Consider the following 19,187-nt stretch of genomic DNA (forward strand, 5'->3'; position numbering starts at 1 on the left):
ATGCCGGGAAAGCGAACCATGTCCCAGGAAAACAAACCAACCGCATCGTCGCGGCAACCAGTGCTGCGTCTCAGCGGCATATCCAAGAATTTCGGCGCTGTTTCAGCGCTGACCGATATCGATCTGGAAGTCTATCCGGGCGAGGTTGTCGCTCTTGTCGGCGATAACGGCGCGGGAAAGTCCACCCTCATCAAGACGCTGGCAGGCGTGCACCAGCCGACATCCGGCACGATTGAATTCAATGGCGAGAAGGTTGTGCTTTCATCGCCCGGCGTTGCGCTCGATCTTGGCATTGCGACGGTCTTTCAGGATCTGGCGCTCTGCGAGAACCTCGATGTGGTCGCCAATATTTTCCTTGGCCGCGAAATGAGCCCTTACCGCCTCGATGAGGTGTCGATGGAAATCAAGGCGTGGAAGCTTCTGAACGAATTGTCCGCGCGTATTCCAAGCGTGCGCGAGCCGGTGGCTTCGCTGTCCGGTGGCCAGCGCCAGACAGTTGCGATCTCGCGTTCGCTGCTGCTCGATCCGAAGCTCATCATGCTCGATGAACCGACGGCGGCTCTGGGCGTCGCACAGACGGCTGAGGTGCTGGATCTGATCGAACGCGTCCGTGACCGCGGGCTCGGCGTCCTGATGATCAGCCATAATATGGAAGATGTGCGCGCGGTTGCGGACCGCATCGTCGTGCTGCGGCTTGGCCGAAACAACGGTGTCTTCTATCCGGATTCCTCCAATGAGGAACTCGTTGCCGCCATAACCGGCGCGAGCAGCAATTCCGTTTCCCGCCGCGCCGAGCGGCGGCAGGCGCAGCATGAAGCCGGTCAGGCCTATGATCGGGGAGAAGCATAATGAACCAGGCAACCGGAAATACCCCGCTCGACCGGCAGGATACACGCGTGCGCCATGACGAAGGCGTTTCAGGCGCGCTGCGCAATTTCTTCGACCGTGTTCGCTCCGGCGATCTCGGATCGCTGCCGGTTATCGTCGGCCTCGTCATCATCTGGACCGTCTTCCAGACGTTGAACCCCGTTTTCCTGTCGAGCAATAACCTCGTCAACCTGCTCTTCGACTGTTCGACTATCGGGGTGATTTCACTCGGTATCGTCTGCATATTGATGCTTGGCGAAATCGACCTTTCGGTCGGCTCGGTCAGCGGTCTGGCGTCCGCGATTGTCGGCGTGCTCTGGGTCAATCACGGCTGGCCTGTCGGGATCGCGATGCTGGCGGCACTTTGCACCGGCGCGCTGATCGGCCTGCTTTACGCATTCCTCTATAACCGCTTCAGCATGCCAAGCTTCGTTTCCACGCTGGCTGGCCTGCTCGCAGCCCTTGGGCTTCAGCTTTACCTGCTCGGCAATACCGGCTCGATCAACCTGCCTTACGGCTCGTGGCTCGTGAGCTTCGGCCAGCTTCTGGTCATGCCGCGTCCGCTTTCCTATGCGCTGGTGCTGATTGCCGGACTTGCCATCTTCTTCACCGGGTTTCGCTCCGCCCAGCGCCGCCGTGAAGCCGGTCTGTCGGCGCCGTCGTCAGCCGGGATCGCGCTCAAGGCCATTGTCATCACCGTTATTGTCGGTGGCGCGGTATTTTACCTCAACCAGTCGCGCGGTGTGCCGTGGATGTTCGGCCTGTTCGTGGCGCTGGTCATTGCAATGAACTACGCGCTTACCCGCACCAAATGGGGCCGTGCGATGCAAGCCGTTGGCGGCAACCGTGAAGCTGCACGCCGCGCCGGCATCAATGTGAAATTCATCTATATGTCGGCCTTCATGACCTGTTCGGTTCTCGCCGCAGCCGGTGGCATTCTGGCCGCAGCGCGCCTTGCCTCCTCCAGCCAGCAGGCCGGTACCGGTGACGTCAACCTCAACGCCATCGCCGCAGCGGTTATTGGCGGCACCAGCCTCTTTGGCGGACGTGGCAGCGCATGGTCGGCCCTGCTCGGTATTATCGTCATCCAGTCGATTGCCAGCGGTTTGACGCTGCTCGATCTGTCATCTTCGCTTCGCTACATGATCACAGGCGCAGTGCTTGCCATCGCCGTGATCGTCGATTCTCTTGCCCGCCGCTCGCGCCAGTCGCACGGCCGCGCCTAACAAAAAGGGTTCTCCAAATGGCTCAGGATCTCAACGGAAAAGTGGGCGCCGTCACCGGTGCCGCCTCCGGCATCGGCTTTGAATGCGCAAAGCACATGGTCGAAGCGGGCATGACGGTGTTTCTCGTCGACCGCGACGAGAAGGCGCTAGCCGAAAAATGCGCCGAACTCGGCGACAAGGCGAAGCCGCTGGTCATCGATCTGCTCAATCCGGCGTCGGTCGCCACCATGATGCCGCAGATACTCGAACAGGCTGGCCAGCTCGACGTGTTTCACGCCAATGCCGGTGCCTATATCGGCGGTCCGCTGTGGGAAGGCGACCCGGATGCATGGGACCGCATGTTGAACCTCAATATCAATGCAGCCTTTCGCACCATTCATGCCGTGCTGCCGCACATGATGGAGCGCAAGACCGGCGATATCATCATGACAAGCTCCGTCGCCGGTGTCGTGCCGGTGATCTGGGAGCCGATCTATACGGCGTCGAAGCACGCCGTTCAGGCCTTTGTCCACACGGTTCGCCGTCAGGTTGCTCCGCACGGTATCCGCGTTGGCGGCGTTCTGCCGGGTCCGGTTGTTACCGCTCTCATCAGCGATTGGCCCAAGGCCAAGCTGGACGAGGCGCTGGCCAATGGCAGCCTGATGGAAGCGAAAGAAGTTGCGGAATCGGTGATGTTCATGCTGACGCGCCCGCGCAACATCACCATTCGCGATCTGGTCATTCTTCCGCAGAGCCTTGATCTGTAAATGGGAACGACCATGACCAGCTATTATCTCGGCGTCGATGTCGGCACCGGCAGCGCCCGCGCCGGTCTTTTCGATGCCAGCGGCACGATGCTCGCTTCGGCCAAGCGCGATATCACCATCTGGCGCAAGGCGGGCAGCATTGTCGAACAGTCGAGCGCCAATATATGGCAGGCGGTATGCGAAAGCGTGCGTGAGGCCGTCAAGACCGCCGGCGTCGATCCGGCTCGCATTGCCGGTATCGGCTATGACGCCACATGCTCGCTGGTCGTGCTCGGCGCGGGCGGTAAGCCGCTCGCCGTCGGTCCGTCCAATGATCCCGCGCGTGACATCATCGTGTGGATGGATCACCGCGCAGTCGCTCAGGCCGAACGCATCAATGCGACGAGGGCCGGGGTTCTCGACTATGTTGGCGGCACCATTTCGCCCGAAATGGAAACGCCGAAGCTGCTGTGGCTGAAGGAAAACAAGCCGGAAACCTTCGCTGCCGCCTGGCAGTTTTTCGATCTGACGGATTTCCTCACCTGGAAATCCTGCGGCAGTCTGGCGCGCTCCGCCTGCACCGTGACCTGCAAATGGACCTATCTTAGCCATGAAAAGCGCTGGGACGAAGCCTACTTCCGGCAAGTCGGCCTTGGCGAACTGGCGGATGAAAATTTTGTCCGCATCGGCACCGATGTTCGTGCCGGTGGCGAAAAGCTCGGCGGATTGAGCGAAGAGGCTGCGGCGGATCTTGGTCTTGTGCCGGGTACGGCGATTGCCGCCGGTCTGATCGACGCCCATGCGGGCGGCATCGGAACAGTGGGGGCGCGCGGTTCGGAAGGCCGGATATTGTCGCGCATGGCCTATGTCTTCGGCACATCGGCCTGCACCATGACCACCACCGAACAGCCGGTATTCGTGGATGGCGTATGGGGGCCGTATTTTTCGGCCATGGTGCCGGGCCTTTGGCTCAACGAAGGCGGGCAGTCGGCGGCGGGCGCTGCCATCGATCACCTGATCCACATGCATCCGTTCGCGGCGGAAGCGGAAAAGCAGGCGGCAGCTCAAGGCAAGGGCCTTGCCGATAGTCTCGCTGCGGAAGTGGAAGCAAGGGGCGGCGCGGAAAAAGCGGCCGCAATCATCGGCGACATTCATGTCGTGCCGGAATTTCTCGGCAATCGTGCGCCCTTCGCCGATCCAGACGCGCGCGCGGTCATTGCCGGCCTCGATCTCGATGCCGGGATTGACAGCCTGACAGCGCTTTATCTCGCGGGTCTGTGCGGGCTTGGCTATGGCGCGCGGCAGATCGTGGAGGCGCAGGCAGCAAAGGGCATCGAAACCGACACGATCGTGGTTTCCGGCGGCGCGGCGCGTTCCAACCTGGTGCGGCAGGTGCTCGCCGATACAACGGGCCTCGTCATCGCCGCGTCTACATCGCCCGAGCCGGTTCTGCTCGGTTCGGCCATGCTGGGCGCGGTTGCGTCAGGCGCTTATCCCGATCTTGCCGCCGCCATGCACGCCATGTCGGAACTTGGCGCGGTGAACAGGCCGGATGCTGAGCGCGCCAGATGGCACGACAGGCGTTTCGAGGCGTTCACGCTGTTGCAGGCAACTGCGCGAAAAATCCGCGCCATGGATGGTGTGAATTAGAGCGTTTCCAGCAATTCAATTTGAACTGGAAATGCTCTCACTGTCTGAGGGTTCGAGCCGGGGTTGAGGACGATCTTGCCGGAGGCGATGTCGTCCCAAAGGCAACATGATGGGGCGGCCGGAAGTCGGATCGGTCATGATGCGGCTTTCGAGGTGAAAGACTTCGCGGATGTTCTGTTCGGTCAGCACCAACTCCGGCGCCCCGCTCACATGCAGCCGTCCGTTGGCCATTGCGACCAGAAAATCCGCATAACGGGCGGCGAGATTGAGGTCGTGCAGGACCATGACGATTGTCGTTCCGCGTTCCCGGTTGAGATCGGTGAGAAGGTCCAGGACTTCGACCTGATGGCTGATATCCAGAAATGTGGTCGGCTCGTCCAGCAGAAGGATATCGGTCTGCTGGGCCAGCGCCATGGCGATCCATACGCGCTGGCGCTGCCCGCCTGAAAGTTCATCCACCGGCCTGTCGGCCAGTTCTGTCGTCCTGGTCGCTTCGAGCGCCGCCGCGATTGCTTCGTCGTCCGCCCGCGTCCATTGCGAGAAAACGCCATGATAGGGGTTTCGGCCCCTGCTGACGAGATCGGCAACCAATATGCCTTCCGGCGCTATCGGGGATTGCGGCAGCAGGCCAAGCGTCTGTGCAAGCTGGCGGGAGGGGAGCGTGTGGATCGATTTGCCATCCAGCAGAACCTGTCCGCGGCGCGGAGCCAGAAGCCGCGACATCGTTCGCAGAAGCGTGGATTTTCCGCAGGCATTCGCCCCCACGATTGCCGTCACCTTGCCGGACGGTATTTCCAGATCGAGGCCGTCCAGCACAAGCCGGTCGCCATAGCCGGTGGCGAGCTCTTGAACGATGAGCGTATGATCGGTCATAGGGATGCCCCGCTGCGGTTGGCGCGTATGATGAGATAGATGAGATAGGGAGCGCCCAGGGCCCCGGTGACGACGCCAACCGGATAGCGACCCGGCAGCAGGAATTGTCCGCAATAATCGCCAGCGAGAACCAGTATCGCGCCGACGAGCGCGGACGGGATGAGCAAGGAGCCGTTGTTGCCAATGATGCGCGCTGCTATCGGGCCGGACAGGAAGGCGACGAAAGCGATCGGCCCCGCGACAGCCGTGGCGACGGCGATCATGCCGACAGCCGCGACGATGACGGCGATCCGGGTGCGCCCGACATGGGTTCCGAGCGCTGCGGCGCTGTCGTCGCCCAGCCGCAGGGCTTCAAGATCGCGCGACCGGCTCAAAAGCAATCCGCCGAAGACGATCAGCGCAACCAGAAGCGGCAGCATTTGGTCCAGCCGCGCGCCATTGACGCTGCCGGTCAGCCAGCGCATGGCTTCCTGCAGGCTCCAGGCGGGTGCGTTTGAAAGAATGTAGGCGATGAAACTTTCGAGCATCGCGGCAAGGCCGATGCCGACGAGGATAAGCCGGGTTCCGGCGACTCCGTTTCGGAAGGAAAGTCCGTAAACGGCAAGCGCCACGGCAAGCCCGGCGACAACGGCAAAGACCGAGACGACCGGCCCGCTCATGGAAAGCACGACAATCGCAAAAACGGCGGCGGCGCTTGCGCCCGAGCTGATGCCGATAATGTCCGGGCTGGCGAGCGAATTGCGGAGCATGAGCTGGAATGCTACGCCGCCGAGCCCGAAGCTCACGCCTGCCAGCACGGAGAGGACGGCGCGCGGAAGACGCAGCTTGCCGACCGTGAAACTTGCTCCCGGAACATCTTCGCCGAGTAATACCCGCACGACGTCCTTCGGCGGCGTGAAGGATTGCCCCATCATCAACGTGAGGAGGAACAAGCCGGCGAGGATGATCAGAAGAAGGCCGATGACAAGATTGCGCTTGCGGGTGCGGCTGCGGCGGCTCAGGGCGATGAGGTCGGCGGTTGAATGCAGCATGGTCACAGCTCGCGAACCCGTTGGCGCCTGACGATCCAGATGAAGAACGGCGCACCGATCAGCGCGGTGACGATCCCGACATCGAGCTCGGCAGGGCGTGCAATCAGCCGCCCGACAACATCGGCAGCAAGCAGGAGACAGGCTCCGCTGAGGGCAGAGAATGGCAATAGCCAGCGGTGGTCGACCCCGACCAGCAAGCGGCAGAGATGCGGCACGACCAGCCCTACGAATCCGATGGGACCGCAGATGGCGGTCGTTGCACCGCAAAGGAGGATTGCGCCGAACGCCGAAATGGCGCGTGCGACGGCGACCTTTTCCCCCAGCCCGGCGGCAAGTTCATCGCCAAGCGCCAGCGAGTTCAGCTTGCGCGCCGACAAAAGACTGACGATGAAACCGACCGCAAGAAAGGGAAGCACATAAGAAAGTCGGTCGAAGGTCGCACCGCCCACACCGCCAATCTGCCAGGCGCGGATGCCGCCGGCAATGTCGTTGCGGGGCAGCACGACGGCGATGACCAGGGAGGAAAAGGCGACCGATGTGGCTGCGCCGGCCAGCGCGAGCTTGAGCGGTGTCGCGCCGCCGCGGCCAAGCGATCCGACTGTATAGACGAAGACGGCTGCGCAACCGGCGCCGAATATGGCGGCCCAGATATAGGCAGAGGCCGAAACGATGTTGAACCAGGCGACGCCGACCACAACGGCGAGCGATGCGCCCATATTGACGCCCAGAATGCCGGGATCCGCGAGAGGATTGCGGGTGATGCCCTGCATTGCCGCCCCTGCCAGACCGAGCGCTGCACCGGCGAGAAGCGCCAGCAAGGTGCGTGGAATGCGCATGGTGACAGCGGCCTGCCCGACAGTTTCCATCTGGCCGCGCAACGCGGCAACAATGTCGGACCACGGCACCTCGCGCGTGCCGAGCGATACGGACAGGACGCAAAGCACCGCGAGAAGAAAAACCACGGCAGCAAGCCAGCCGGTTTTTGTTCTGCCGGACCGATATGCCATGATCGGCTGGCCCCGGTGCCGGGTGTGGGCGACGGTCATCTGGCTTTATCTACCGCGCCGGCGAGAAGGGCTACATAATCCTTCAGCACCCAGGAAATAGAAAGCGGTGTCGGGTTGGCCGCTGTTCCAAGCGGGTTTCTGCCCAGCATCACCACCGCATTATTCTCCACGACCGGCATTCTGGCGAGAAGCGGGTTACGCTTCATGGCATCCAGCAACTCCTGGCTGCCATAGGTCACGACGACGTCCACGTCATCGAACATATCGATACGTTCGGCGCTGATGGACCCTGAAAACTGGCCCGGCCTTGAGGCTTCGACCACGCTTTTGGGCGAGGTCAGGCCGAGATCATTGAAGAATCTTACCCGCGTATCGTTGGTGGTGTAAAAATTGATCGTGCTGAGGTCTGTCGTGTCGAGATGGGTGACAAACATCGCCGACTTGCCCTTCAGCCGCGGATACTGGCTGACCGTATCGGCAATTTCCGCTTCGATCCTTGCGATCAGCGCATCGCCTTCTTCCGCCATGCCCATGCCCGCACTGTTGAGGCGGATCATGTCGCGCCAGTCGGTTGACCATGGCCCTTCCGGATAGGCGATAACCGGAGCGATCTGGCTGAGCGTATCGTAATCCGACTGGCTGAGGCCCGAATAGGATGCGAGGATGACGTCTGGCCTCGTTTCGGCAACGGCCTCGAAATCGATCCCGTCGCCTTCATCGAAGAGCACCGGCGTATCGGCGCCGAGTTCCTTCAGCCTCGCCGCCACCCAGGGCAACAGGCCGTCATTGTCGTCGTCGCCGAAATTGGCGCGCGCAAAGCCGACCGGCACCACGCCGAGCGCGAGGGGAACCTCATGATTAGCCCAGGCCACCGTAACGATCCGCTCCGGCTTTTTCGCGATTGTCGTTGTGCCAAAAGCATGTTTGATAACAATCGGATAAGTCGTATTTGCGTCCGCTTGCACGGTTTGCGGCGCAATGATCGCAAAACACGTCAGAGCGGCGAAAAACAGAGAGCGAATGGACCACATCCGGCGCGTTCTCCTTGCATATAAAGTGGCCTTTCAGTGTCAAGTTAAACCCGGCACGTCAAGGCTGAAGCATGTGCCTCGATAAAGCTGTTGCGAATTAACCGTGACTTCCTACAAAAAAGCAGTTTTTTACAATACTGGACAACGCTTCTCAAGTTAGTGGCGATCCGGGGACAAATTCAGTTTACCAGCAATCTCGATGATCGGGCTCGCCCTGTCGTTGATCGCAGGCTGGTCGACGTTCCCACGACTTGAGAACCGTCGCCGAAAGCGATTGCCGCAAACTGCATATCGGATCTGACCATGGATACTGAAAAGACTGCTGAAACGAAGAAGATCACCGGGGTCCGCTACCGCAAGGCAATTCTTCTGGGATGCACGGCGCTGGCGGTGTCCATGCCGGGGCTGGCTTCGGCGCAGCAGGCGACAACGGCGGAAACGACAACGGTGCTCCAGACCATTACGGTCGACGGCTCCGGCGGAAGCGACGACGATTCAAAATCCATTGTCGCGACCCGGACGACCGGCGGCGGCAAGATGGCAACGGACATCATGGATACGGCGGCTTCCGTATCGGTGATCACCGCCAAGGAAATGCAGGAACGCAACGCCCAGACCGTCGAGCAGGTGCTGCAATATACGGCAGGCGTGTCCACCAATTTCTACGGATCGGATGATCGCTTCGATTTCTTCCAGATACGCGGCTTCGACGCCAACACCTATCGCGACGGGCTTCCGCTTGGCCGTCCTTTTGGCGGCCTGCGGGAGGAGCCTTATGCCTATGAGCGCATCGAAGTATTGAAAGGCGCAAGCTCGACGGCTTTCGGTGTTTCCGATCCGGGCGGCATGGTCAACTATGTGACCAAACGGCCAAAGACGGAGCGCTTCGGCGAAGCCTATGTCTCGGGCGGATCCTTCAATCACAAGGAAGTCGGCTTCGATTTCGGCGACAACCTGACCGGCGATGAAACGCTTTCCTACCGTCTTACCGGCAAGTTCAAGGATGCCGATGCCGAATATGATTATTCGCGCGATGATGAAAAGTTCATCATGGGGGGGCTGACATGGCGTCCGAGCGATGCGACCAATCTGACGGTGATCTTCGATCATCTTCACCGCAACGGCGTGCCGGGAAGCGGTGGCCATCCGGTCGGCACTGATTTCAACAGGAGCCGCTTTTTCGGCGAACCTGATTTCAATTATCGCGGCACCGACAGAAATACCATCAGTGCCATGTTCGATCATGATTTCGGCAATGGCCTGACATTGAGCGCGAACGGGCGTTACAGCAATCAGGATACCGATTTCGGTTATGCCTATGTTTCTGCAACGCCGACCGATGGCTCAACGATTGCCAGGCGAGATTTCTTCGGAAACGAATCCTCAGCCGAGAACTTCGTGGGCGACGTGAACCTGAAATATGAGACCAGCTTCGACCGCCTTGAAAGCCGGACGATGGCGGGCATCGAGTACAATAATTATCGGGCGACCAACAAGACGCTCTGGGGACCGGCGCCGGGCATCGACTGGACCAATCCGGTCTTTACCGGGGCACCGGTCAACCTGCCTGTTATCGGCAATACATCGACCAGGCAGAAGAACAAGGCGATCTATTTTCAGGAAGATCTGACCTTCGCCGAAAAGTTGATTGCAAGCGTCGGCCTGCGCAATGACTGGCTAGACCTGTCAGAGACCGATCGTCTCAGCAACACGTCGACGGATGGTGATCTGAGCGAATTTACCAGCCGTTTCGGCCTTACATACCGTGTGACGGACGAATGGGCGGTATATACAAGCTATGCTGAATCGGTCGCGCCTCCGGCCATCGGTGTCGATCCAGAACGCGGCGAGCAGATCGAAGTCGGCGTGAAATATCAGCCGACCGCGTTTCCCGCCCTGTTCACCGCATCGGTTTACGACCTGACCAAGAACAATATTTCGGTCAACGATCCTATCACGCTTCAGCCATCGACCATCGGCGAGGTCCGTGTGCGCGGCATCGATCTGGAAGCCAAGGCGGAACTGACCAACAATCTGAGCCTGATCGCCGCCTATTCCTATATGGACCCGGAGATCGTCGAGAACGGCACCGGCGGCAACGAGGGTAACCGCCCGCAATTTGTTTCCAAACACCTTGCCTCGCTTTGGGCGAACTACAAGGTCGAGGGCAGCGGCCAGCGCGGCGACATGACGTTCGGTGTGGGTGGGCGCTATATCGGTGCCTATTACTTCACGCCGGACAATACGTCCGGCACGAGCGGCAATGTGGTGTTCGACGCCGCGTTTACCTACCAGTTCCTCGATAATTCGGCGCTCCAGGTCAATGTCAGCAACCTGTTTGACAAGAAATACGTTGCCTATGGCGGTTTTGGAGCGGATTTCTACAATCCGGGCCGGGAGATCACCGCAACGCTTCGCCGTACCTGGTGAGTTGAACGGCTCTGCCGGAACGACGGCGGAGCTTCAAGCCCGGACCAGCTACCGTTTCGACTGGAAGCGCCGCCATGCGGCCGGCGTTTCCCCCACCACCTGACGGAAAGCTTTTGTCAGGTGGGCCTGATCGGTGAAGCCGAGCTGGGCCGCAATGCCGGCGACGGTCATGTCGCTTTCCGCCAGCAGTTGCTGCGCCCGGTCGATGCGCTTGGCCATCTGCCATTGCAAGGGCGTCTTGCCGGTTGTCTGCTTGAAGACATTCGCGAACCAGCTTTCCGACAAGCCGACGGCTGCCGCCATTTCCGCAACACTCAACCGGCGGTCGCTCGAGCTGTCGAAACGCGCATTGAGCTTGTTCATCTGCGCCATGGTGAGGCGTCCATAGCCCTGCCTGTCGTCCTCGCCCGGTATATCGAGAAGGCCGGTCAGAATGCTGCCGATGAGGTTTTCCGCATATAATCCGTGTTTCGTCGGATTGGCTGTTTCGTCAACAATCAGGCGGGCAAGCGTTTCTATGGCTCCGAGGTCCTGAATTTCCACCGGGCTGCGCATGGCGGACAGCGCCATTGACGCACCGAGCGTGGGGCTGAGATATTTGAGCAGCCGGTCCTTGTGGAAATGCAGGTTCAGGTGTGAAAAACGGTGGAGCGAAACCGTATTGGTCCACATCGGGACGCCCGCGGGTATGTAGATCGCACGCGTCATCGGACGATGATGCTGGCTAAAGACGCCATTGTCGTTCGATATGCGGATGTTGGACGAAACGTCCTGGAAAAAAATCATGATGCGCGGATCGTGCGACAGGAAATAGCCGTTGGCTCCTGCCTGGCTTTCAGCCTCCCAATAGACGCTGACCAGCCCATCCAGCACGCGCCATTGAACAGGCGCTACTACCCGGATGCCTTCGGCCTGCCAGATCATCGAATGCCAGAAACCCAAAACGTTCCGATCCGCAAGTGTTTCATTCCGGCCCGTTCACCGGAGATTTTTCGTGAGAAATGCGTCAGGTATCAACGCATTAATATGACTAAAATTATCATCTTTGGTGATTGTGGCAAGTCAATTCTGCCATACAACGGGTCAAATTCTGACAAGGCCGGAACGCTTCAGCAGTCCCATAAGGAGCAGCGGCAGAAGCGTGGTGATGAGGATGGCGATGAATGCCATGGCCATGCCGAGGCCGACAGATCCCTGCTCGAACTGGCGCCAGATGAAGATCGAGATGGTCTGCATTCCAACCGGCGCGACCAGAATGGACGCGACCAGTTCACGCGTGGCGACGGCAAAGACCAGCAGCATTGCGGTTATGAGGCTTGGCGCAATCAACGGCAGCATGATGCGCCGGAAGGCGGTGAAGCTGTTTGCCCCACAAACTCGCGCAGCCGCTTCCAGATTGTCGCCGATCTGATGAAAGGCGGCTGTCGCATAACGGATCGGCTGTGGCAGAAGGATGCAGCAATAGGCAAGCAGCAGGATCAGCGGTGTGTTGTAGGGCGAAACGGGCAGGGCAGGCTGGTTCCAGGCCAGAATGAGGCCGACCGCGACGACGACGCCGGGCAAGGCGTTGGGCAGCACGGTCAGTATGTCGAGCCAGAAGCGTCCGCGAAACCGCATCTTCACGACGGCATAGGCAGCAACCGCGCCGAGAAGCCCGGTCAACAGGGCGCTTGCAACGCCAAGCGACAGGCTGTTGACGAGCGCACGCATGCCGCCCGCGCTGTTTTCGGCGATGGCGGCGAAATTGCCGAAGCCGAGGTTCGACGCTGCCAGCCCGCCAGACACGGTCTTGGAAAGAGCTGTCGCCAGAATGGCCAAGAGGGGAACGCCTGTGGCCGCAAAGGAGACGAGAGCGAAGAGCGCTACCACGGGCACGGCGAGCGCCCCGAGCGGGCGCTTGTCCTTTGCCTGCGGCTTGCCGCCAGTCGTCACGTAGGACCGGCGCGTCAATATCCATCGCTGGACCAGAAAAGCCGCCAGCGACAGGCAGACAAGCGCCAGCGAAAAGACGGCAGCACCGGCGAGGTCGATGGGCCAGTCGGAAATCCGCAGATCGATCTCCGTCACCAGAACTTCAAAGCCGGAACGGCGTCCAAGGGCTGCGGGCGTGCCATACTCTTCGATGGCCGCGGCGAAAACCAGAAGGAGGCTTGCCGCAAGTCCCGGTGTCGCCAGCGGCAGGGTGATGCGGAAGAAGGATCGCCACGGCGAAGCGCCGAATACGCGACCGACATCGGAATAGCGCGCACCAACCGCCTCAATCGTGCGCGACACCGCAAAATAGACGAGCGGAAACGTATTCAGCGCCATGACAAAGCTCATGCCCGCGACCGAAAACAGGAAGGACGCCAGATTGAAACCGGCGAGCTGCTCCAGATAACCGCGCGGTTGCAGCGTCATGATCCAGCCAAGCGTGGCGATATAGGGCGGGATCATGAAAGGCACGAGCATCAGCACGTCCCACAGGATGGCGAAAGGCACCTTGTAGAGCGCCCGGAAAACGGCGAGCGGAACCGCGATGAGGGCAGAAAGCACGACCACCGAAAGCCCCAGCAGCACGGTGTTGCCGCTCATGCGCAAAAGCTTGGGGTCTTCAAACAGGGCCGGGAGATGCAGGAAAGGCTCGGCCAGCGAGCCTCTCCCCAGTTGCGGAAAGACAGCTTGAAGAACGATGAAGACGAACGGCACCGCGACGATGAATGCGAGCCCGGCAACCGCAACAAACCCGAGCGGATTGCGAGCCGCCGCACTGCCTGTCTTCATGTCTGTCTGTCCCTCAGATATCAGTTGCTGGCTGCGAAGGCGGCGCCGAATTCCTTCAACGTCTCGTCGCGCTTGCCGTAGACTTCCTTCGCGTCGATCGGCAGGATTTTCAGATCGCCGATCAGCGGGCGATTGGCCGGAACGTCGGTGCGCGATGGCATCAGATAGGTGTCGGCAACCATTTTCTGGCCTTCATCGGACAGCATGTAGTCGATGAACTGCTTGGCCTCATCCTGGTTCTTCGACCATTTGAGGATCATGGCCGGGCGCGGCGCGATCACGGTGCCCGACGTCGGGAAAATGACGTCGATGGATTCACCCTTCGCCTTGCCGGCAAGCGAGATGTAGTCGACGGCACCGAAAACAGCGGCCTTGGCGCCCTGAAGGACGGGGTTAAGAGCCTCTGCATTGGCACCGGCGACAGTCGCGCCGTTTTCATGCAGGTTCTTGAATAGGTCCCAGCCCTGCTGGGCCTGAAGGGCGGCGATGAGCTCGAAGGTCGCGCCCGACTGTGCCGGATCCGGCAGGTTGACCAGATCCTTATACTCAGGCTTGGCGAGATCAGCCCACTCGGCAGGCTTCGGCGTCTTGCTGGCCGGGTTCCATGCGATGCCGAGGGCCGAAACGCCCTGCGCGACAGCGGTTTCATTCTTGAGGAAATCCGGCACTTTCGCGGCATTCGGGCTGGTATAGGCCACCAGCCAGTCACGCTTGGCGAAGTCGGTTGCCGTGTCCCAGGATGCCGAAATCAGAACATCGACAACCGGATTGGCGGCTTCCGCTTCGATGCGCGCCATGACCTTGCCGGTTGTGGCCTGGAAGACGTTGACCTTCGCGCCCGTCTTGGCGGTGAAGCCCGCGGCAAGCTTTTCGATCAGGCTGCCCGGACCCGCCGAATAGACGGTGATGTCTGCGTGTGCCGCCGTGCTGGCGAGCAAGGCGGTGAGAAGCGCAAGCCCCGCGCCGAGAATGGATTTTTTCATGTTTGCCTCCTGAGATTTTGCCTGATGGGATGGTCTTATTTTGAAAACCAGCGTAGCTGGCTGGCATCGACCGCAATGCCGACCGGAACGCCGGGAGAAAGGCGGATAGGGTCGAGATAGGTCAGTTCATGACCGTCCTGCTCAGAACCGATGCGCACCGTGGTCAGGTGCCCATCACCGCGAAACTGCGAGCGCAGCACGGTTGCGGTAATTGCAGCTTCGTGAAGGGGAACGCTGCGCACGGAGCGCGACGGCAACAGCACATGCGTTGCCCGTCCGGCGGCGGAGCCGTGGGCGATATGAATTTCGGTGCGCGCGATCTTGTAGGCATTGTCGCGCTGTTCGACCGGCATGACACAGCCGAGCCGGAGAAAATCGGCAACCTCCGGCGTGGTGGGTTGGGCGACGAGGGCTTCGGGCGCGGCCAGTTGCTCTATCACACCGGCGCGCATGACGGCTACCTGATCGGCCAGCGAAAAGGCCTCGCTCTGGTCATGCGTGACATAGATGGCGGTCAGGCCCAGATTGGCGACAAGCTGCCCGATCTCTGTGACCATGTTTTCGCGCAGTTCGCGGTCGAGATTTGAAAGCGGTTCGTCGAACAGGACCAGTCCCGGTTCGGCAACAATGGCGCGGGCGATTGCGACGCGCTGCTGCTGGCCGCCCGACATATCGCTGATCGCACGCTCGCCGAACCCGGCGAGGCCAACGCGGTCGAGCGCCGAGGCAACGCGCCTTTCCCGCTCCGCACGGCCAAGTCCGCGCATTTCGAGCGGAAAGGACACATTGCCGAAAACGGTCATATGCGGCCAGAGCGCATAATCCTGAAACACCATACCGAGGTGCCGCTTTTCAGGCGGGACGAAGGTGCCCGTCGCGGCGTCGGCAACGGTGACGCCGTTGATCGTGATCGATCCCTTCGTTGGAGCGAGAAGACCGGCTACGAGACGAAGCAGGGTGGTCTTGCCGCAACCGGACGGCCCGAGCAGTGCGAGCGTCTGTCCTCGCGGCAGCGAAAGATCGATATTTTTCAATATCGTGTTCGGACCGTAGGCGAGATTCAGCCCCTCGGCTCGAACGGCAATATCCGCTTTTATATTAGAGGACTGTAACATTTTCCCCGCAATCCAAATAACTTGGGAGCTTCTATTCCGATTGCGTGACAGTTGGATGACGTTGCGAAAGGACGCCCTGCCCCTGTGGGGAACCAATCGCTCCGGCATCGGTTTTTCTCGTCATGCGACAAAGGAAGGGACGACGATGAGATTTGGAAAACTCGCTCTTGGCCTGACGGGATTGGCAGTGGGATACGCGCTGACGAGGGCAAGCTCCCCGCAAATTCCACAAGGAATAGTTCCGGTTAAACCCTTCGATCTCACACGCTATCTCGGCAAGTGGTACGAAGTGGGACGGCTTGAAAACCGTTTCGAGCGCGGACTGACGCGCACGACCGCGGAATATTCGTTGAACCCCGATCAAACGGTCAAAGTGGTCAATCGCGGCTTCGATCCGTGGAAAGGACGCTGGACGCAGGCCACCGGAACCGCGCGTTTTGTCCGGTCACCTGACGAAGGCGCGTTGAAAGTTTCCTTTTTCGGACCGTTCTATGGCGGCTACAACATCGTGGATATCGACGACGAGGGCTATCAGTGGTCGATCGTCGTCGGTTCCACGCGCAGTTATTTCTGGGTGCTGTCGCGCGCGCCCGAGCCAGGCCAAGAATTGAAGGCGCGCGCGGTCGCGCAGGCGCTGCTGTTGGGGATAAACCCGGACGCCATTCTGTGGGTGCCGCAGTGATCGGCTGGCTCAATCCTCCCGCTTCAACAGGCCTTCCAGAAGCGTCCGGAATGCCTTGACCGCCCGCTTCGAGGTGGCTTCAGGGTCGTCTGAATTGGCGATCCATTGCGCGGCGCTACTGCTGGCCGCATTGATCAGTCGCGCGGCGGCCTCCGAATCGATATCGATGATGGCGCCTTCCTCACGCAAGGCATCCAGGCTCGTGGCGAGGGTGCGGATACAGCCATTGGCGCTTGGCCAGCAGGACGGATCGCCGAATACCGCCGGTCCGTCGCGAAACATGATGCGCTGGATTTCAGGTTCGAGCGCCATCTCGATATAGGCGACATTCTCATCGACAAAACCCTGCCAGCGGCTGGGCGCCTTCGCGGAAATCGTGCACAGTCTCGCGGCCATTTCGCAATCGATTTCGTTGATAACGGCCTGCAAAAGGCCCTTCTTGTCGCCGAAATGATGGTAGAGCGCGCCGCGTGTCAGCCCGGCGGAGGCGGTGAAATCATCCATCGAAGCCTCGGCATAGCCAACGGTGCCGAAAGCCTTGCGGCCCGCAGCCATCAGCTTCGCCCGTGTTTCGGCAATCATTTCGCTTCGCGGTTTACGCATGGCGGCTCCATTTATTTAGATACGCTGCGTATATTAGTTGACATACGCCGCGTATCAATTATTTAATTAACATACGTACCGTATGCAAGTGATGCAATTTCCCCCTTTCAAGGACCTACTCCGATGTCCAATCCATACAGAGAGATTTTCAGCGCTCCGGGCGCTATCGGTTTTTCGACGGCTGCCTTTTTCGCCCGGCTTCCTTTCGCGATGGTGCCGGTCGGCATCGTGGCCATGCTTGCGCAAACCCGTGGCGAATATTGGCTGGCGGGCGCTGTTTCGGCGACTTTCGCGCTGACGAATGCGTTCTTGTCGCCGCAGATTTCGCGGCTCGTCGATCGTTACGGGCAAAGCCGCATCGTCATGCCTGCTACGGTCATTTCGGTGATCGCTTTCGCCCTCCTGATCCTGGCCACAAATCAGGGCTGGGCAAACTGGACCCTGTTTGCCTCGGCATTCTTCGCCGGTGCCATGCCCAGCATTCCGGCTATGGTGCGGGCAAGATGGACGGAAATTTTCCGCAACCGTCCCGAACTGAACACGGCTTTTGCGTTCGAATCGGCGGCGGATGAGCTGGTCTATATTTCAGGTGCCTCCCTTTCCGTGGCCTTAGCGGTTTCGCTGTTTCCGGAAGCGGGAATGCTTATCAGCACCGCCTTCCTCGCCGTGGGTACGGTTGCCTTCCTGCTGCAGCGTTCCAGCGAGCCGCCGGTTCGCGCGCTCGACCGGAACAACCCGCAGCGGTCCGCGATCTGGTCGCGTCCCGTTCAGATCATTACGCTGGCGCTCATCTTCGTCGGCTCGACCTTCGCGACGGCGGAAGTCAGCGCCGTGGCGATCACGCGTGAGCTTGGCGAGCCCGGCGCAGCCAGCATCGTCATCGGCGTCTATGCGATCGGGTCGTTTCTTGTGGGGATAACGCTTGGCGCATTGTCGATTCGCATTCCATTGCAGCGCCAGTTGCTGATTGCCGTCAGCGTGCTGGCACTGACGGCACTGCCGCTGCCCTTCGCAGGTACGTCAACCGTGCTTCTGGCAACGGCGGTGTTCGTGAGCGGTGTTGCGATTTCCCCGACATTCATCACAGCCTTTGGCCTGATCGAACGTCGCGTACCCGAGGCTATGCTGACGGAAGGCATAACCTGGGTCATGACCGGGATCGGTATCGGGATGGCGTTCGGCGCGTTCGTTTCCGGCTGGGTGGTTGATAATTTCGGTGCTGCGAACGGTTTCTGGGTTTCGGTCGTGGCGAGCCTCAGCGCAATGGCCATCGTCGCGTTTGGTCAGGCAAGCCTCTCCGCAACGGCGGAAACCGCCGAATGCGATGCGCTATGCGCTGCAGAACCGGCGGAATGACCTGAAAAGAGACGAGCGGGCGTGCCCGCGGGCCGAAAAGCTGTTTGCGGGCGAGGGCATAATCCGACCGGAGTGAAACGAGGGTCGATAAGATTATGCTTGAAATAGAAGTTAGAGCGCCGATCTGGTCCAATCAGATCGACATGCGCTCTAACCGGCCGGCTGACATGAAAAATCCAGCACGCTTTTCGTACAGTCGCATTGAAGGTCGCGCAACAGGCCATCCTTGAGGCCGTAAATCCAGCCGTGCACGACGATATCCTTGTTCTGTTTCCAGGCCGATTGCAGAACCGGCGTGCGCGACAGGCTTTCCACCTGCGCGGCGACGGTCAGCTCGCAAAGCCTGTTCACGCGCTCTTCGGGATCGGAAAAGCGATCCAGTTCCTGTTCATGGGCCTGCGCGATGTCGCGCACCGGCTGCAGCCAGTTGTCGATGATGCCATGGCCATAACCGGCCATGGCGGCGCGAACGCCGCCGCATCCATAGTGACCGCAGACGATGATGTGCCTGATCTCCAGCACTTCGACGGCAAATTCGAGCACCGACAGCAGGTTGAGATCGGCGCGATGGACGAGATTGGCGACATTGCGGTGCACGAACACCTCGCCCGGCTGCAATCCGGTAACGACATTGGCCGGAACGCGGCTGTCTGAACACCCGATCCAGAGATATTCCGGGCGCTGCATGGAGGACAGCCGGCTGAAATATTCCGGGTCTTCCCGGCGTTTTTCCGCGGCCCATTGCCGGTTATGTTCGAAAAGGTCTGATAGCATTGCCCGTCTCATCCGGATAATCGTCGTTCTCGGACATAGACGAATATAGAAATACAGTAATTGATGCCAAT

General features: G+C 60.2%; 17 protein-coding genes. 7 read left to right on the plus strand and 10 right to left on the minus strand.

Annotated features, from left to right (window positions below; all coding sequences use genetic code 11):
- Positions 1–18: 18 nt before the first annotated feature.
- From F9K78_RS06490 to F9K78_RS06505, 4 genes are read left to right on the plus strand one after another with little or no spacing between them, the layout of a single operon-like run.
- Entirely contained in the window at positions 19–849 is an 831-nt protein-coding gene (locus F9K78_RS06490; RefSeq protein WP_121986640.1) for an ATP-binding cassette domain-containing protein, read from the plus strand.
- Positions 849–2,093, plus strand: coding sequence for a sugar ABC transporter permease (locus tag F9K78_RS06495; protein WP_006468281.1), 1,245 nt, complete (start codon positions 849–851; stop codon positions 2,091–2,093). The genes F9K78_RS06490 and F9K78_RS06495 overlap by 1 nt, the downstream gene beginning before the upstream one ends.
- A gap of 17 nt (positions 2,094–2,110) precedes the next feature.
- Entirely contained in the window at positions 2,111–2,839 is a 729-nt protein-coding gene (locus F9K78_RS06500) for an SDR family oxidoreductase (protein WP_121986641.1), read from the plus strand.
- A 12-nt stretch (positions 2,840–2,851) separates the two neighbouring features.
- Positions 2,852–4,468: an FGGY-family carbohydrate kinase gene (locus tag F9K78_RS06505; RefSeq protein ID WP_151682106.1), complete on the plus strand. Its 1,617-nt coding sequence runs from the start codon at positions 2,852–2,854 to the stop codon at positions 4,466–4,468.
- 15 nt (positions 4,469–4,483) lie between these two features.
- Here the strand turns inward: F9K78_RS06505 and F9K78_RS06510 are convergent, their stop codons facing one another.
- The 4 genes from F9K78_RS06510 to F9K78_RS06525 are packed head-to-tail and all read right to left on the minus strand — an operon-like array spanning position 4,484 to position 8,410.
- Complete coding sequence (locus F9K78_RS06510; protein WP_122066788.1) at positions 4,484–5,341, minus strand: ABC transporter ATP-binding protein; 858 nt, start codon at positions 5,339–5,341, stop codon at positions 4,484–4,486.
- Entirely contained in the window at positions 5,338–6,372 is a 1,035-nt protein-coding gene (locus F9K78_RS06515) for a FecCD family ABC transporter permease (RefSeq protein WP_121986643.1), read from the minus strand. Before F9K78_RS06515 ends, F9K78_RS06510 begins: the two co-directional genes overlap by 4 nt.
- Positions 6,373–6,374: 2 nt before the next feature.
- The gene (locus F9K78_RS06520) at positions 6,375–7,418 is read right to left on the minus strand and encodes a FecCD family ABC transporter permease (RefSeq protein WP_121986644.1); all 1,044 of its coding nucleotides are present in this window, start codon (positions 7,416–7,418) and stop codon (positions 6,375–6,377) included.
- Complete coding sequence (locus F9K78_RS06525) at positions 7,415–8,410, minus strand: iron-siderophore ABC transporter substrate-binding protein (protein WP_121986645.1); 996 nt, start codon at positions 8,408–8,410, stop codon at positions 7,415–7,417. Before F9K78_RS06525 ends, F9K78_RS06520 begins: the two co-directional genes overlap by 4 nt.
- Positions 8,411–8,713: 303 nt before the next feature.
- Between F9K78_RS06525 and F9K78_RS06530 the strand changes: the two genes are divergently transcribed.
- Entirely contained in the window at positions 8,714–10,840 is a 2,127-nt protein-coding gene (locus F9K78_RS06530; RefSeq protein ID WP_151682107.1) for a TonB-dependent siderophore receptor, read from the plus strand.
- Positions 10,841–10,888: 48 nt separating this feature from the next.
- On the opposite strand, the gene F9K78_RS06535 is transcribed toward F9K78_RS06530, so the two are convergent.
- The 4 genes from F9K78_RS06535 to F9K78_RS06550 all read right to left on the minus strand — a co-directional run bounded on the left by F9K78_RS06535 (position 10,889) and on the right by F9K78_RS06550 (position 15,701).
- Positions 10,889–11,782 (minus strand): helix-turn-helix domain-containing protein, encoded by an 894-nt coding sequence (locus F9K78_RS06535; RefSeq protein ID WP_208851913.1) that lies wholly within the window; start codon positions 11,780–11,782, stop codon positions 10,889–10,891.
- Positions 11,783–11,923: 141 nt separating this feature from the next.
- Entirely contained in the window at positions 11,924–13,603 is a 1,680-nt protein-coding gene (locus tag F9K78_RS06540; protein ID WP_121986647.1) for an ABC transporter permease, read from the minus strand.
- A 20-nt stretch (positions 13,604–13,623) separates the two neighbouring features.
- Positions 13,624–14,586 (minus strand): ABC transporter substrate-binding protein, encoded by a 963-nt coding sequence (locus tag F9K78_RS06545; RefSeq protein WP_121986648.1) that lies wholly within the window; start codon positions 14,584–14,586, stop codon positions 13,624–13,626.
- 35 nt (positions 14,587–14,621) lie between these two features.
- Positions 14,622–15,701, minus strand: a complete 1,080-nt coding sequence (locus F9K78_RS06550) for an ABC transporter ATP-binding protein (protein WP_121986649.1) — start codon at positions 15,699–15,701, stop codon at positions 14,622–14,624.
- 145 nt (positions 15,702–15,846) lie between these two features.
- Between F9K78_RS06550 and F9K78_RS06555 the strand changes: the two genes are divergently transcribed.
- Complete coding sequence (locus tag F9K78_RS06555; protein WP_121986666.1) at positions 15,847–16,383, plus strand: lipocalin family protein; 537 nt, start codon at positions 15,847–15,849, stop codon at positions 16,381–16,383.
- A gap of 9 nt (positions 16,384–16,392) precedes the next feature.
- Here the strand turns inward: F9K78_RS06555 and F9K78_RS06560 are convergent, their stop codons facing one another.
- Positions 16,393–16,986 (minus strand): TetR/AcrR family transcriptional regulator, encoded by a 594-nt coding sequence (locus F9K78_RS06560; RefSeq protein WP_121986650.1) that lies wholly within the window; start codon positions 16,984–16,986, stop codon positions 16,393–16,395.
- Positions 16,987–17,109: 123 nt separating this feature from the next.
- Between F9K78_RS06560 and F9K78_RS06565 the strand changes: the two genes are divergently transcribed.
- On the plus strand, positions 17,110–18,342 hold the full coding sequence (locus F9K78_RS06565) for an MFS transporter (RefSeq protein ID WP_121986651.1): 1,233 nt from the start codon (positions 17,110–17,112) through the stop codon (positions 18,340–18,342).
- Between the two features lie 150 nt (positions 18,343–18,492).
- On the opposite strand, the gene can is transcribed toward F9K78_RS06565, so the two are convergent.
- On the minus strand, positions 18,493–19,116 hold the full coding sequence (gene can / locus F9K78_RS06570) for a carbonate dehydratase (RefSeq protein ID WP_121986652.1): 624 nt from the start codon (positions 19,114–19,116) through the stop codon (positions 18,493–18,495).
- Between the last annotated feature and the right edge of the window lie 71 nt (positions 19,117–19,187).

This window comes from Brucella pseudintermedia, assembly GCF_008932435.1.
Lineage (GTDB): Bacteria > Pseudomonadota > Alphaproteobacteria > Rhizobiales > Rhizobiaceae > Brucella > Brucella pseudintermedia.

Coding starts and splice junctions, on each gene's coding strand:
- F9K78_RS06495 (WP_006468281.1), top strand. CDS start 849: ATGAACCAGGCAACCGGAAATACCCCGCTCGACCGGCAGGATACACGC.
- F9K78_RS06525 (WP_121986645.1), bottom strand. CDS start 8,410: ATGTGGTCCATTCGCTCTCTGTTTTTCGCCGCTCTGACGTGTTTTGCG.
- F9K78_RS06540 (WP_121986647.1), bottom strand. CDS start 13,603: ATGAAGACAGGCAGTGCGGCGGCTCGCAATCCGCTCGGGTTTGTTGCG.
- F9K78_RS06490 (WP_121986640.1), top strand. CDS start 19: ATGTCCCAGGAAAACAAACCAACCGCATCGTCGCGGCAACCAGTGCTG.
- F9K78_RS06545 (WP_121986648.1), bottom strand. CDS start 14,586: ATGAAAAAATCCATTCTCGGCGCGGGGCTTGCGCTTCTCACCGCCTTG.
- F9K78_RS06520 (WP_121986644.1), bottom strand. CDS start 7,418: ATGACCGTCGCCCACACCCGGCACCGGGGCCAGCCGATCATGGCATAT.
- F9K78_RS06505 (WP_151682106.1), top strand. CDS start 2,852: ATGACCAGCTATTATCTCGGCGTCGATGTCGGCACCGGCAGCGCCCGC.
- F9K78_RS06560 (WP_121986650.1), bottom strand. CDS start 16,986: ATGCGTAAACCGCGAAGCGAAATGATTGCCGAAACACGGGCGAAGCTG.
- F9K78_RS06510 (WP_122066788.1), bottom strand. CDS start 5,341: ATGACCGATCATACGCTCATCGTTCAAGAGCTCGCCACCGGCTATGGC.
- can (WP_121986652.1), bottom strand. CDS start 19,116: ATGCTATCAGACCTTTTCGAACATAACCGGCAATGGGCCGCGGAAAAA.
- F9K78_RS06530 (WP_151682107.1), top strand. CDS start 8,714: ATGGATACTGAAAAGACTGCTGAAACGAAGAAGATCACCGGGGTCCGC.
- F9K78_RS06550 (WP_121986649.1), bottom strand. CDS start 15,701: ATGTTACAGTCCTCTAATATAAAAGCGGATATTGCCGTTCGAGCCGAG.
- F9K78_RS06515 (WP_121986643.1), bottom strand. CDS start 6,372: ATGCTGCATTCAACCGCCGACCTCATCGCCCTGAGCCGCCGCAGCCGC.
- F9K78_RS06565 (WP_121986651.1), top strand. CDS start 17,110: ATGTCCAATCCATACAGAGAGATTTTCAGCGCTCCGGGCGCTATCGGT.
- F9K78_RS06500 (WP_121986641.1), top strand. CDS start 2,111: ATGGCTCAGGATCTCAACGGAAAAGTGGGCGCCGTCACCGGTGCCGCC.
- F9K78_RS06555 (WP_121986666.1), top strand. CDS start 15,847: ATGAGATTTGGAAAACTCGCTCTTGGCCTGACGGGATTGGCAGTGGGA.